Below are 13306 nucleotides of genomic sequence, written 5' to 3'. Positions count from 1 at the left end.
TTAAAAGGCAATGTCTAATTTTAATAATATGAGAAGAGAGATAAATGGGAACAAAAATAAAAAAAGTTACTGGTAAAACAAGATCGTTAATGATGGCAGTGTTATTGTTTGGTGCTTTTGTAGCCTTGCTGGCTGAAACATTTTTAAATAATGCTTTACCAACGATCATGCAAGCTTTTGAAGTTAATCAATCTAGTGCGCAATGGTTAACCACATCATATTTATTAGTGGTTGGCTTAATGATCCCAATGTCAGCGTGGATCTTTGACTCCTTTAATCTTAGACGTAATTTTTTGACAATGATTGCGATCTTCTTTATTGGTACGTTGATTTGTGTATTTGCACCAAACTTTCCAGTTTTATTGTGCGGACGGATCATTGAGGCAATTGCGGCTGGTGGTTTAATGCCATTTATTCAAAATGTGATCTTAATGATGTTTCCACCTGAAAAGCGGGGGATGGCAATGGGGATCACTGGTTTAGTGATTGGCTTTGGTCCCGCGATCGGGCCAACATTTTCTGGTTTGTTGTTAAAATATTCTAGCTGGCAAATGTTGTTCGTTATTTTAAGTGCTATCAGCGGTATTGTTGGGATCTGCGCAATTTTTACAGTTAAAAATATTACGACTCCCAAGCAAAGTACAACAGATGTGATTTCATTTCTTGAATCAATTTTTGGGTTCGGTTTAATTTTATATGCTCTTTCAGAAATCGGTAATACTGGAAAAATCACATGGACTTTAGGAATTTTATTTGTCCTCGGTTTGATTGTGATATATCTTTTCTGTCACCGTCAACTTAAGATGGATGAACCCTTACTAGATATTCGGGTTTTTAAAAATTGGCGTTTTGATTTATGCACGATCTTAAGTATGATCAGTAACATTGCGATGGTCGGGATCGAATTGGTATTACCTTTATATTTACAGACTACACGTGGTGAAACCCCATTGGCTTCTGGCTTGGTTATGATGCCAGGTGCTTTGATCATGATCGTCTGTAATCCAGTGTCAGGCATTTTATATGATAAAATGGGGATCAAAAAGTTATCACTCTTTGGTTTTTTAATGCTGTTATTAGGTAGTTTGCCAATGTTAGTCTTCAATACGCAAACTAGCCTTTTTGTGATCGGACTTTGCTATGCGTTAAGAATGGTTGGGATCTCATTTACTATGATGACAACATTTACTGCAAGTATCAATTTCATTGGTCCTAAGCTAACAGCACATGCTAATGCTGTTTCTTCGACAGTTCGTCAGGTCGGTGGCTCATTTGGAACAGCTATTGCTATGTTAGTAGTTGTATTAGCTTCGGCCGTTAAATCATCAGCTAGTAAAGGTTTAGCTTTAGAAACAGGTTTTCACTGGGGCTTTATCTTGATGATAATTTTTGCAGTTATTGGCTTTGTTTCTTCCTTTTTCTTGCCAACTGCAAAAGAAGAAAATAAATAATTTCAGAGAGAAAACAAATGATTTATAGCAAAATGGCACGTTAGTAATATTAGAAACTACATGAATAAAGCAAAGCCTATCAGAAGTAGACCTTGCTTTATTTGTTTATTATTTAATAGCGGCTTTACTGAGTGCATCTTTAACTGCATCTTTTAAAGCCCAACTGGTAACTGAAGCGCCCGTATAGGTGTCGACTTCAAAACTATTATGAGCGACCATTTGTTGTGGCAAATGAGCCAAGGCCTCTGCACCGTGTTCAGTTTCGTGTTCCTTTAAAATTTCAATTGCTTCGATTTTACGTTCGACTGTTAAAGTAACTCGAACTACGATCTCACCACCAATACCGTTGTTGTTGTGTCCAATATACTGATTTGGACCAACAGGGTAATCTTCTTTAATATTATTAGTATCACTTTCAGACTTAAAGTCACTGAATGTTTCTTCAGGTTCTTCGCTAATATTTTCGCTTAAATCGGTTTTAGCCTTAGCGGCATTTTCGCCAGCAATTTTACCAAAAATCAAAGCTTCAGCTAGGTTGCCGCCACCTGCATAGTTATTGACGAAGAGTGCACCAAGTTCTCCAGCTTCATACAAATGAGGGATTGGAGTACCAGCTGGATCTAAGACTTCAGAACGAGCGTTCTTGCGTCCGCCGCCTTGAGTATTTAACATATTTTGTTTGACCGCTACAGCATAGTAAGGGCCGTCGTCAAATGCACGCATGTTCTTACGTCCCCATTCGTAGTCTATGCCTTCATTTGCAAAGTGATTAAATTTGTCGATCGTGTTTTGTAGGATCTCTGGATCTTTGCCAATAGCTTGGGCCATTTCTTCAATAGAGGTGAATTTTTTAGCTTCCTCCCACATTTTAGGTGGATTGATTCCCGGTGTATTATCTTTGTCCCAATTATTTTTAAATTCATCGGCTTTTGTTTGGTCAAAAATAATATATGGTGAAACGTGGGCAAATGGTATCCTCCATGTACCATGGATATTAACGTGACCATGGCGGTTGATCATATCTTCTCCAATATAACGAGTACCATTGTCACCAACTAAGATAACACTACCCGTTTGAGCGGTAGGAAAGACAACTGATGTTGTACCTTTTCCACGAGTATGTTTAGGTGCTTTTAAGGACAGGCCGTGCATGATCCCTAGGGATTCATAGCTGCGCATATTCCATAAGTCAGCACCGACTTCCATTTCCATTTTAACGCCGTCACCATTGTTATATAAGGTGCCGATCGGTTGCAAGTATGGTTCTTGCAAATAATCTTGCATCATTGCTTCATTATTTTCAAATCCACCAGTAGCAACAACAACACCGTTTTTAGCTTTAATATTCCGTAAAACATTTTCCCGCTCTATCTGGGCACCAACGATCGCATTTGAATTTTTGTCTTGAATCAAATGACGGCCGGGAGATGAGAACCAAACATCGATTTTATCATTGCGATCAGTGACAGCTTTACGCAAGTCTTTCCATAAGGCTGCGTCTTCAAATCCTTCATGGACAGTAGTTAGATCATAAGCATCACTACCAGGAAATTCATCAAATTCCTCGATAAATGAACGAACGATGTCACTACCAAAATAGTTTTCACGGAAACTAAATGGTTTTTCGTTAAAATATTTAGCGACATAATCTTTCATATGATAAAGCCCATCAGTAAAAGTAGTCATGACAGCATCATCAATTGAAAATGGTTCTGCCATTGCTTTGTGATAAGCTTTCAATTTTTCTGGATCATTGCCAGAGGCTAAAAATTGGTCAGAAAGCCGAGTGTTACCACCTTCTTTGCCTTCGGGTGCTGAATCAACTAGTAAGACTTTTGCACCGTTATCAGCTGCGAAACGGGCTGCAGAGGCACCACCAGCACCGAATCCTAAAACTATGACATCATAGACTGCGTCCCAACGAATATTGCGATTTGTGACGACCATGTATGTTTCCTCCTTGTGAAAAATGTATTTTATTACATTGTTAATTATATAACAATTTAAAGAAAAGTAACAGTTCATTTTTGAAATCGCTTTAAAAACGTTTAAATATAAAAAATTACTAACTGTTACTTTACTTGACAGCTAGTAATTTTTTATTATTCATTTTTAGAACGTTGGATCTCGTCTAAAGAAACGTTCATTGAGAGTGGTGCTTCAAAAGGTACGATACATAACATGTATAAAATGTAAATTAATTCGTCGGTTGATAACGGGTTATCGTCATTTAACCAACTTTCAAATGTGTTATAGATACCAGTTGTTAAAAAGTCACTTAGATTTTGAGCGATCTTAGTGATATCCCATTGTTTTGGTAATTGTCTGCGCTTTAGTTGCTTTAAAATCACGCCTTGTGTGTCGTTAAAAACTAGCTTTTTAAAGCCTTTTGAGACGTCCGTGATTTGGCTTAACGTTTGCAAAATTGTTTTATTATTTTGCATGAATTTAACTAAACGTGCATTGAATTTTAAGCTAGGTTGCTCGGTTTCTTCTTTAAGTGGTACTAATAAAAAATGTAATTCTTGAAATTTTTCATCAACTAAAACATCAGCTAGTTGGCTCAATCCTTTATAATGAGCATAAAAAGTTTTTCTTGTGATATTGGCTTGTGCGGCTAGACTGGTAACAGTTATTTTACTTGGTCCTGTTGTGTTGAGTTGATGCAAAAAAGCGTCTTTGATAGCTTGTTTACTTTTTTCTATCCTACGGTCTTCAACCATTTTTATCCCTCCTAAATAAAAACAGAGCGGAGTGAATCGGTAGAAAGTGAGCACTAATGGACTTAGGCATTATGACAAGCGCTTTTTCTTGCCGTGATGCCCGAGTTGATTAGGCGGAACTTTCTGGTTCATGCAGCTCGACTAAAAAAAAGAGCGGAGACAAGCTGGGAGAACTCGAGCACTAATGGGCTTGGGCATTATGACAAGTGATTTGTGCTTGTCGTGATGTTTAAGCTAATTAGGCGGAAAGTTCTAGCTTGCCGCAACTCGACTATTAAAACAGAGCAGAGAAATTCGGTAGACAACAAGCATTATCGGGCTCGGAACTTATAGTGTGTTCTATGCACTGTGAGGTCCGAGTTGGATAAGCGGAGTTGTCTGAATTTTGGAGCTCGACTAAACAACAAAAGTATAACTGTATATTATTATACAATATTTGTATATCTGTGGGAATAAAGAAAATAGCATAAAATAAAAAGTGCGATGATTTCTGAAAGATTAATATTTTTCTATGGTAATTTCAGAAATAAGTGATACAATATCAATTATTATAAAAGCGAACTATTATACATAGTTAACTTTATATAGTTCGTAATACAGGAGGAATACATCGTGGATAAGTTTTTCCATTTAAAAAAATCTGGTACCACTGCAGGTACTGAAATTGGCGCTGGTTTAACAACCTTTTTTGCCTTATCTTATGCTCTTTTTGTTGTCCCCGGCGTTTTAAATGAAGCAGGCATTCCTGGACAAGCCGCCTTTTTGGCAACGATCATTGCCTCAGTAGTCGGAACTTTAATTATGGGCCTCTTTGCTAATGTGCCATATGCTTTAGCTCCTGGTATCGGTTTGAATGCTTTTTTTACATATACTGTTGTCATGAGTTTAGGTTTTCGTTGGCAAGAAGCCTTAGCTTTAGTTTTCTTTTGTGGCGTGATCAATATTATAATCACTGTTACTAAGATCCGTAAGATGTTGATCTCTGCGATACCAATTAATTTACAAGTTGCTATTAGTGGTGGTATTGGTTGTTTCATTGCTTATATTGGGATCAAAAATGCTGGATTTATAAAATTTACGACTAATGCCAAGGATATTTTGAGCGTCAATAACAAATCATTTTCTGGTGCACAAGAACATTTTTCCAATGGTATTTCTAGCTTTGTTTCTGGTGGTGGTATTGTACCTGCGTTAAGTAACTTTGATAATCCAGAAGTTAATCTTGCAGTTATTGGAATCTTGGTCACTGTTATCTTATTGGTTAGAAAAGTTCCAGCAGCCTTGTTAGTAGGGATCATCATTACTACTATTATTGGTATCCCAATGGGTGTGACTGACTTACATATTTCGAGTCAATACTCATTTAGTGCTTCTGTTTCACAACTTGGTGATACATTTTTAGCAGCCTTCGGAGATAAGGGAATGGGGAGTTTGTTTACGGACCCACATCGTATTCCACTTGTTTTAGTGACGATCTTATCTTTTAGTTTGTCAGATACTTTTGATTCGTTAGGTACTTTTATTGGGACTGGTCGTCAAACGGGTATTTTTGCTGGTAAAGAAGAAATGAAATTAGAACAGGAGCCTGGTTTTAAGTCGAAGTTGGATAAGGCCTTGTTTGCTGATTCGATCGCAACTGGTGTCGGTTCACTTTTTGGTACTTCAAATGTGACAGCTTACGTAGAAAGTTCGGCTGGGATCGGTGCTGGTGGTAGAACTGGTTTGACAAGTGTGACTGTGGCGATCATGTTTGCTTTGAGCGCTTTTCTTTCACCATTCTTGTCAATTATTCCATCTGTGGCAGTTGCACCATCGTTGATCATGGTTGGTGTCATGATGATGAGTAATTTCAATGACATTCCGTGGAAGGATCTGGAAGAAGCAATTCCAGCTTTCATGGCATCGATCGTGATGGCTTTTACCTACAACATTACTTACGGTATTGCTTTTGGATTTATCTTTTATACATTAGTAAAAACTGTCCTTGGTAAAGGCAAGCAAGTTCACCCATTGATCTGGGTCGTTTCCTTGTTATTTGTCATTAACTTTGCGGTGTTAGCTCTAATTTAAAAATTACAAACTTGAAAATAGTTGAGAGTGAGACAAAAGATGCTTTGAAGCCGGTTTGTAACGATGATTGCGTTATTTTGGGTCGTAGCGAAGCGAAGAACCAGGATAACGCAATCATTGTTACAGTAAGGCTTCAATCTTTTGGAACACGTTTAAGAGCCATCGATTTAACTTATTTAATGGGATAGATCGATGGCCTTTTTATAACCGCACAGCTAGTTTTGTCCCAGCCCCGGCTTTTTTATATTGTAAGTTACAATACTTGTTGAGGGATGTTTTTAAACGAGGAGAGTGGTATTTATGAGTAAAGTACATAACTTAGAACAAGATGGTTCCAACAAAAATTTGCAGGTCGATCAACAGACCTCTCCACAGTATCAGGCTGTGTTACAAAAGCTACGTGATTTTAGGGAAAATCAGGGTTGGAGTAAACATCATAATCTAAAGGATTTAGGGCTATCGCTTGATCTGGAGGCTGCAGAAGTTTTGGAAATTTTTCAGTGGAAAAAAGAAGAGCAGCCACTCACAAAAGAACAACGTATTCATTTGGAAGAAGAGCTAGCTGATGTTTTGACTTATACATTTTTTATGTGTGATCAGCTTAATCTGGATCCAGCGAAACTTGTGGCAGCTAAAACTAAGATCAACAACGAGCGTTCATGGGATAATTAAATGAAGTGTAGAAATGACTGAGACATGCTCAGCTGTGTGATCCTAACAGGGCCGTCGATCTAACCAATTAAATGAGTTCAGATCGACGGCCTTTAAACGTGTTCCACAAGATTGATGCCTCACTGTAACAGTGATTGCGTTATTCTGGTTCTTCGCTTTGCTATGACTCAAAATAAAACAATCATTGTTACAAATCAGCTCCAAAGCTTCTTTTGTCTCACTCTTTTGTTTTTAGTGAAATATTCTAGACAAATCAACAGTTTTGCTGTGTCAATTAATGATATATTTATTGAAGAGTCGTGCACGCTTTATTTTGCAAATGTGAAATTAGGGTTATCATAAATAGGAAGGGGGACGGCCAAGTATGACAGAAGAAGAAATGAATCTATCCAATCAACTGTGTTTCTCAATTTACAACGCTAATCGTTTATTTGCTAAGTTTTACCAGCAAATTTTGAGTGAGTATCAGTTGACTTACCCGCAGTATTTAGTCATGTTAGCTTTGTGGGAAGAAGATCCACGTAACTTGCATGAACTAGGGCAAGCTTTGCACTTGGCTAGTAATACACTAACACCTTTGTTACGACGACTTGAAGATGCGGGCTGGCTGACACGTGCTCGTCCCACGGAAGATAAAAGACAGTTAGTTGTTAGTTTGACAGACAAAGGCCAAAAACTAAAGCCAGAGATCAAGCAAAAATTAGCACACTGTATTTCGGATGCAGGTGGCTTTAGTCGTGAATCTTATCAGAAGTTATTAGCTGATAATCATCAATTGATTGAAAGTTTATTGAAGTTAGTTTGAGTGAGATAAAAGATCATGTAGAGTCATGGTCTTTTTTTTGGCTTGAAAAAAGCGAGGATAAATCTACTGATAAATAGCAAACAGTACCAATCTTTTTCACTCGTAATGTGCCCATTAAACGATCGTTATTTTGCTGATCATACTTCATTGACGAAGTTGTACCAATAAGTTATAATTCCTTTAGAAAGCGTTTTACTATGACTTTGATCAGGAAAGAGGAGTGTAAAATATGGTTGTAAATTCATTTCCAAAAGGTTTCTTGTGGGGTGGCGCTGTTGCTGCTCACCAACTTGAAGGTGGTTGGCAAGAAGGCGGCAAGGGTGTTTCAGTTGCCGATGTAATGACGGCTGGAGAACATGGTGTACCACGTCAGATCACTAAGGGTGTAATACCAGGTAAAAATTATCCTAACCATGATGCTATTGATTTTTATGGTCATTATAAAGAAGACATTGCCTTATTTGCAGAGATGGGCTTTAAGTGTTTTAGGACTTCGATCGCTTGGACGCGGATTTTTCCAAATGGTGATGAAACAAAACCAAATGAAGATGGCTTGAAATTTTACGATGACCTGTTCGCTGAATGTCATAAATATGGGATCGAGCCTGTCGTGACACTTGCTCATTTTGAGATGCCATGGCACTTAGTAGAAAAATATAACGGCTTTGGCAGTCGCGAAACTATTGATTTCTTTGTGCGTTTTGCAACTACTTGTTTTGAGCGTTATAAGGATTCTGTTAAATATTGGATGACCTTTAATGAAATTGACAATCAGGCTTCATTTAACAACGATTTTGCTATGGCAACTAATTCAGGTTTGCTATTAGATGAAAATAGCGATAATGAAGCTGAGATGTACCAGGCTGCACATTATGAACTCGTGGCAAGCGCTCTGGCTGTAAAAGAAGGAAAAAAGATCAACCCTAACTTTATGATCGGGGCTATGATCAACTATACACCAGCCTATCCGGCTTCCTCTGATCCAGCTGATATTTTACTGGCACAACGGGTCAACCAGCGTCGTTTCTGGTTCTCTGATGTACAAGCCTGGGGTGAGTATCCTAAGGGTGTGGAGGCTTATTTGAACCAGAAAGGCTTCCGTCCAGACATTACAACTGAAGATAAGATCGTCTTGAAAGAAGGCACAGTCGATTATATTGGCTTTAGTTATTACCAATCAATGACTGTCAGTGCTAAAAATGGTGACACAGATCATTTGTCAACTCCGGATAAAATGATAGTTGAAAATTCATACTTAGAAACAAGTGATTGGGGTTGGTCGATCGATCCGATCGGTTTGCGTTATGGGCTAAATAATCTAACTGACCGTTATCATTTGCCACTTTTTATAGTAGAAAATGGTTTAGGTGCAGTTGACCAAGTCGAAGCGGACGGCAGTATCCATGATCCATACCGGGTTGATTATTTACGTAAACATTTAGAAGAAGTTAAAAAAGCAGTTACACTCGATGGTGTTGATCTAATGGGTTACACACCTTGGGGTTGTATTGACTTAGTTTCGGCAAGCACCGGACAAATGTCTAAACGTTATGGTTTTATCTACGTTGATAAAGATGATGAAGGACAAGGGACTTTAGCACGTTCAAGAAAAGATTCATTTTACTGGTACCAAAAGGTCATTAAGACTAACGGGGCTGATTTAAAATAGTAGATATGAGCTCACATATAATTGCTTTAAAGTTAATTAGTTAGTTAGATTTTGGTAGTTATTTTAATCGGAAGGTGAGAGAACTTTATGGCAAAAAAAAGTAAGAAAGAAATCGAAGAAATTAGGCAAAGACAGCATGTAGAAATGATGTCATTTAGTCGTTTCATATTTTTTAGATATGTAGCTACCTTCTTCTTTTTTGTTAATCTTTATTGGTCAATTGTGTTAGTTCAAGCACATGAAAAAATGTGGGCTTTACCATTATTTTTAATAATAGTAATTTTTCCAACAATGGGTGAGCAATTTAAAAAATTGCATGATTTATCCAATAGGTTATTGCAAACGAAGATATACTTTTCGATTCAAATGATAACTAATATAGTTTTGATATTTGTTTGTTTAACTCCATTGTATTTTAATTTCTATCCTTTTATGCATGCCGATGAGAGAGAAATTGTTATTGGTATTTTGTTAGTGGGGATTTTGCTTTGTTTTTATGCAGAACGCAAGGCTTACAAAATAGAAAATAATCAAGATAAGTATTATAAGCATCTTAAACGAGCAAAAGAGGCGGCAGACAAAAATATAAAAAAGCTGAATGTGTAACTAATAAAATTTAAATCCTTTAGACTATCTATAGTTTAGACTTTTGTGTTTTGGTCATGACTTTATATTATAGTCAGTGCTTTTGTTGGTAATATAAAAACAGATTATTACAAAAAATATTTAAAGGCATTTGTAAAATTAGTACCAATGTATTATAATTTATTTGTTTTAAGAAAGCGCTTCAACAAAAGAGGTGAACAATGGTAGTATCAGTAATTTATAGTTTCATTTCTAATGGTAATATTACAGGATCAAGGGATTAGGTTTTTAGGGAGGAGACCATTATGACGGATGGCGGAAGCTTTAAAGATAAAATGATGAATGCTAGTGGAAAGTTTGCTGGATCACGTTTTGTTCGAGCAATTATGGATGCTGGTTATAGTGTTATTTCGTTTTCAATTATTGGTGCCATTTTTTTAATTTTAACAATTTTGCCACAGGCTTTTCCGATTCATGGTTTTGAAGTATGGTATGCAGCAACAATAGGAAGATTTACTAATATATTTCAAGTTGTGTATAACGCTACGATGGGGATTTTAGCATTAGTATTTGCTGGGACGTTTACTTATAGTTATACTAGAATATATCAACAAGAAGAAAAGCTCGATTTAAACCCTTTGAACGGTTTATTGATGTTTTTAATGGCTATGTTTATTACTGTACCAGAACTAGTTTGGAAAGGTAGCTCTATTCAACTTGTACAATCCTTGAATAAGGATAATATAATTGGTGGGGGATATGCGGTTTCTTCCGGAGGACTAACTAGAATTGGTGCTGTGGGTATTTTCACAGGTCTAGTTGTAGGTTGGTTAACAGTCCAGATTTATCGTTTTACTATCAAACATAATTGGCGTATTAAGATGCCTGCATCCGTGCCAGCAGGTGTTGCTAATTCTTTTAGTTCATTGATCCCAGGTTTATGTGTTGCTGTAGCAATTGGTGGCATTAATTTAATATTGGTTTTGTTTGGCACAGATATTTTCAAGCTTTTATATATACCATTTTCTTTTATCAGTGATATTGCTGATACATGGTGGGGATTTTTAATTATTATCTTCTTAGTCCATTTCTTATGGTGGTTTGGTATTCATGGTGCTACGATCATGAGTTCCTTCTATCAACCGATAGTTTTAGCGAATATGGCTGCTAACGCTCAAGGAGCATCAAATCATTTCTTTGCGGGAGATCCAATGAATGCGTTTGTAACTATTGGTGGTTCAGGTGCTACTTTAGGTATGGCTATTTGGTTAGCAACACGTGCTAGATCAGTCCAATTAAGTGAAATTGGTAAAGTGGAGCTCGTACCGGCGTTATTTAATATTAATGAACCTATTTTATTTGGTCTGCCAATTGTTTATAATATTAATTTATTTATTCCGTTTGTCTTGGCACCGTTAGCTTCTGGTTTAACTGGTTATATTGCTGTTGCTACGAAATTGGTCCCTAAGATCATTACTATGCAACCATGGCCAACCCCAGTCGGCATAGGTGGTTTTATTGCAACAGCAAGTTGGCAAGGAGCGGTATTGGCATTTGTTTGTGCTTTAGTAGCTTTCATAGTTTGGTATCCATTTATTAGAAACTACGATAGAAAATTATTGAAACAAGAAGCAATAAAAGCGGAAAAATAGAGAATTAGAGATAAAACCCTTGATAAATAAAAATTTTGCCATTGCAAAATGCCCCATAATTAAGATTTTAATCTTACAATTAAGGGGTATTTTGTTTATTTATAGAAAATGATCAGTTGCTGAAGTCTATTTTAAAGATATTTAAGTGCTACATGTGGATTACTATATTCTATTTATTATAAACGCTACGATCCACACGATGATCACGGCACCGATGATCGACGGGATCACGGCCATACCGGCAACTTGTGGTCCAAAATCACCTAAAAGTGCTTGCCCGAGAGAAGAACCAACTAAACCTGCAATGATATTAGCGGCGCAACCCATTGACTTTCCCTGGTTTGTGATGGCTCCGGCAATAGCCCCGATAATTGCACCAACAATTAAAACCCAGATCCAAGACATACTCATTTCTCCTTTCGTATCTGACAATATACTACTTAACTAAGTATACTGATTTTCAACTTGATTACAAAATAGATGTCTAATTTGGCAGATTATTTTATATTTAGAGCTAATTTTCCGTAAATCCAAAAAATTAAATGCAGATGTTTAAGATGTGTTTGTAAAGTTGATTGGTTGAAATAGTGAAACGGTTACGTGTATTATAATAATAGCTATTGTGTTTTTTTCACTAACAAATACCAAGCAAATTTTATAAGCAAAAACAAAGGGTACGATAACCTATAATGACTAATTTTAACTGATAAAATTTGACTTAGTGGGTATTTGTCTGAAATAATAGTTTGGTATCATTTATAAAAGGGAGGAGTAAGAAAGAATGACAGAAAAAGTTAAAGTTTCAAATTTAACTAAAATATTCGGTAAACAAATCCCCCAAGCAAAAAAATTGTTGAGCGAAGGAAAAGATAAAAAAGAGATCCTTGCTCAAACTGGTTGTACAGTTGGGGTAAACCAAGCGAATTTTACTGTTAATGAGGGCGAATTATTCGTAATCATGGGACTTTCTGGTAGTGGTAAGTCAACTATCATCCGAATGGTCAATCGGTTGATCAATTCAACAGATGGTGAAGTTGAAATCGATGACCAGAAAGTTATGCAGTTGTCGAATGAAGAATTACGTAAGTTACGTCAAGATAAAATTGGGATGGTTTTCCAGAACTTTGCCTTGTTCCCACATTTAACGGTTTTACAAAATACAGAATACGGTTTGACTCTCAAAAAAGTTGACCAGAAAACACAAGAAAAAAAGGCTAAAGATGCATTGGAATTAGTTGGCTTGAACGGCTATGACCAACAATATCCAGACCAATTATCTGGTGGTATGCAGCAACGTGTTGGTTTAGCACGTGCGCTTGCTAATGATGCCGAGATCTTACTGATGGACGAAGCCTTTTCTGCTTTGGATCCGTTATATCGTAAGGAAATGCAGGACCTTTTGTTACAGATCCAAGAAAAGATGCATAAAACGGTCATCTTTATCGGCCATGATTTGAATGAAGCCTTGAAATTGGGTGACCGGATCATGATCATGCGTGACGGTAACATCGAACAGATCGGTGCCCCTGAAGACATCTTGACTCACCCAGCTAATGATTACGTTGAACGCTTTATCGAAGGCGTTGACCGGACGCAAGTCCTAACTGCAAGCAGTGTGATGGCTAAGGCACATGTAGTTAATATTTCTAAAGCTGGTCCACGGGTTGCCTTGCGTCGGA

Annotated in this window: 11 protein-coding genes; 8 read left to right on the top strand and 3 right to left on the bottom strand. The window is 37.0% G+C overall.

Annotation, left to right across the window (positions count from 1 at the left end; genetic code table 11):
- Positions 1 to 44: 44 nt before the first annotated feature.
- Entirely contained in the window at positions 45 to 1451 is a 1407-nt protein-coding gene (locus tag LACPOB_RS0108335; RefSeq protein ID WP_017868383.1) for an MDR family MFS transporter, read from the top strand.
- A gap of 108 nt (positions 1452 to 1559) precedes the next feature.
- On the opposite strand, the gene LACPOB_RS0108330 is transcribed toward LACPOB_RS0108335, so the two are convergent.
- Entirely contained in the window at positions 1560 to 3398 is a 1839-nt protein-coding gene (locus LACPOB_RS0108330; protein WP_017868382.1) for an FAD-binding protein, read from the bottom strand.
- Between the two features lie 155 nt (positions 3399 to 3553).
- The gene (locus LACPOB_RS12295) at positions 3554 to 4174 is read right to left on the bottom strand and encodes a TetR/AcrR family transcriptional regulator (RefSeq protein ID WP_017868381.1); all 621 of its coding nucleotides are present in this window, start codon (positions 4172 to 4174) and stop codon (positions 3554 to 3556) included.
- 612 nt (positions 4175 to 4786) lie between these two features.
- Between LACPOB_RS12295 and LACPOB_RS0108320 the strand changes: the two genes are divergently transcribed.
- From LACPOB_RS0108320 to celB, 6 genes are all read left to right on the top strand, one after another.
- Entirely contained in the window at positions 4787 to 6244 is a 1458-nt protein-coding gene (locus tag LACPOB_RS0108320; RefSeq protein ID WP_017868380.1) for an NCS2 family permease, read from the top strand.
- A gap of 300 nt (positions 6245 to 6544) precedes the next feature.
- Complete coding sequence (locus tag LACPOB_RS0108315) at positions 6545 to 6916, top strand: nucleotide pyrophosphohydrolase (protein ID WP_017868379.1); 372 nt, start codon at positions 6545 to 6547, stop codon at positions 6914 to 6916.
- Between the two features lie 364 nt (positions 6917 to 7280).
- Positions 7281 to 7721, top strand: coding sequence for a MarR family winged helix-turn-helix transcriptional regulator (locus LACPOB_RS0108310; RefSeq protein ID WP_017868378.1), 441 nt, complete (start codon positions 7281 to 7283; stop codon positions 7719 to 7721).
- Between the two features lie 229 nt (positions 7722 to 7950).
- Positions 7951 to 9390, top strand: coding sequence for a 6-phospho-beta-glucosidase (locus tag LACPOB_RS0108305; protein WP_017868377.1), 1440 nt, complete (start codon positions 7951 to 7953; stop codon positions 9388 to 9390).
- Between the two features lie 87 nt (positions 9391 to 9477).
- On the top strand, positions 9478 to 9996 hold the full coding sequence (locus tag LACPOB_RS0108300; RefSeq protein WP_017868376.1) for a hypothetical protein: 519 nt from the start codon (positions 9478 to 9480) through the stop codon (positions 9994 to 9996).
- 284 nt (positions 9997 to 10280) lie between these two features.
- Positions 10281 to 11627, top strand: coding sequence for a PTS cellobiose transporter subunit IIC (gene celB / locus LACPOB_RS0108295; protein WP_017868375.1), 1347 nt, complete (start codon positions 10281 to 10283; stop codon positions 11625 to 11627).
- A gap of 162 nt (positions 11628 to 11789) precedes the next feature.
- Here celB and LACPOB_RS0108290 read toward each other — a convergent pair whose 3' ends face one another.
- On the bottom strand, positions 11790 to 12032 hold the full coding sequence (locus tag LACPOB_RS0108290; protein WP_017868374.1) for a GlsB/YeaQ/YmgE family stress response membrane protein: 243 nt from the start codon (positions 12030 to 12032) through the stop codon (positions 11790 to 11792).
- A 376-nt stretch (positions 12033 to 12408) separates the two neighbouring features.
- Here LACPOB_RS0108290 and LACPOB_RS0108285 point away from each other — a divergent pair.
- A partial coding sequence (locus LACPOB_RS0108285; RefSeq protein WP_017868373.1) for a quaternary amine ABC transporter ATP-binding protein occupies positions 12409 to 13306 on the top strand: 898 nt, incomplete at its 3' end.

Source organism: Ligilactobacillus pobuzihii E100301 = KCTC 13174 (assembly GCF_000349725.1).
Taxonomy (GTDB): Bacteria; Bacillota; Bacilli; order Lactobacillales; family Lactobacillaceae; genus Ligilactobacillus; species Ligilactobacillus pobuzihii.
This window is presented reverse-complemented; position numbering and strand designations above follow the sequence as displayed.

Bases quoted from the DNA above. Each gene is read 5' to 3' on its own strand.
- LACPOB_RS0108305 (WP_017868377.1), top strand. From the start codon at position 7,951: ATGGTTGTAAATTCATTTCCAAAAGGTTTCTTGTGGGGTGGCGCTGTT.
- LACPOB_RS0108300 (WP_017868376.1), top strand. From the start codon at position 9,478: ATGGCAAAAAAAAGTAAGAAAGAAATCGAAGAAATTAGGCAAAGACAG.
- LACPOB_RS0108330 (WP_017868382.1), bottom strand. From the start codon at position 3,398: ATGGTCGTCACAAATCGCAATATTCGTTGGGACGCAGTCTATGATGTC.
- LACPOB_RS12295 (WP_017868381.1), bottom strand. From the start codon at position 4,174: ATGGTTGAAGACCGTAGGATAGAAAAAAGTAAACAAGCTATCAAAGAC.
- LACPOB_RS0108290 (WP_017868374.1), bottom strand. From the start codon at position 12,032: ATGTCTTGGATCTGGGTTTTAATTGTTGGTGCAATTATCGGGGCTATT.
- celB (WP_017868375.1), top strand. From the start codon at position 10,281: ATGACGGATGGCGGAAGCTTTAAAGATAAAATGATGAATGCTAGTGGA.
- LACPOB_RS0108310 (WP_017868378.1), top strand. From the start codon at position 7,281: ATGACAGAAGAAGAAATGAATCTATCCAATCAACTGTGTTTCTCAATT.
- LACPOB_RS0108315 (WP_017868379.1), top strand. From the start codon at position 6,545: ATGAGTAAAGTACATAACTTAGAACAAGATGGTTCCAACAAAAATTTG.
- LACPOB_RS0108335 (WP_017868383.1), top strand. From the start codon at position 45: ATGGGAACAAAAATAAAAAAAGTTACTGGTAAAACAAGATCGTTAATG.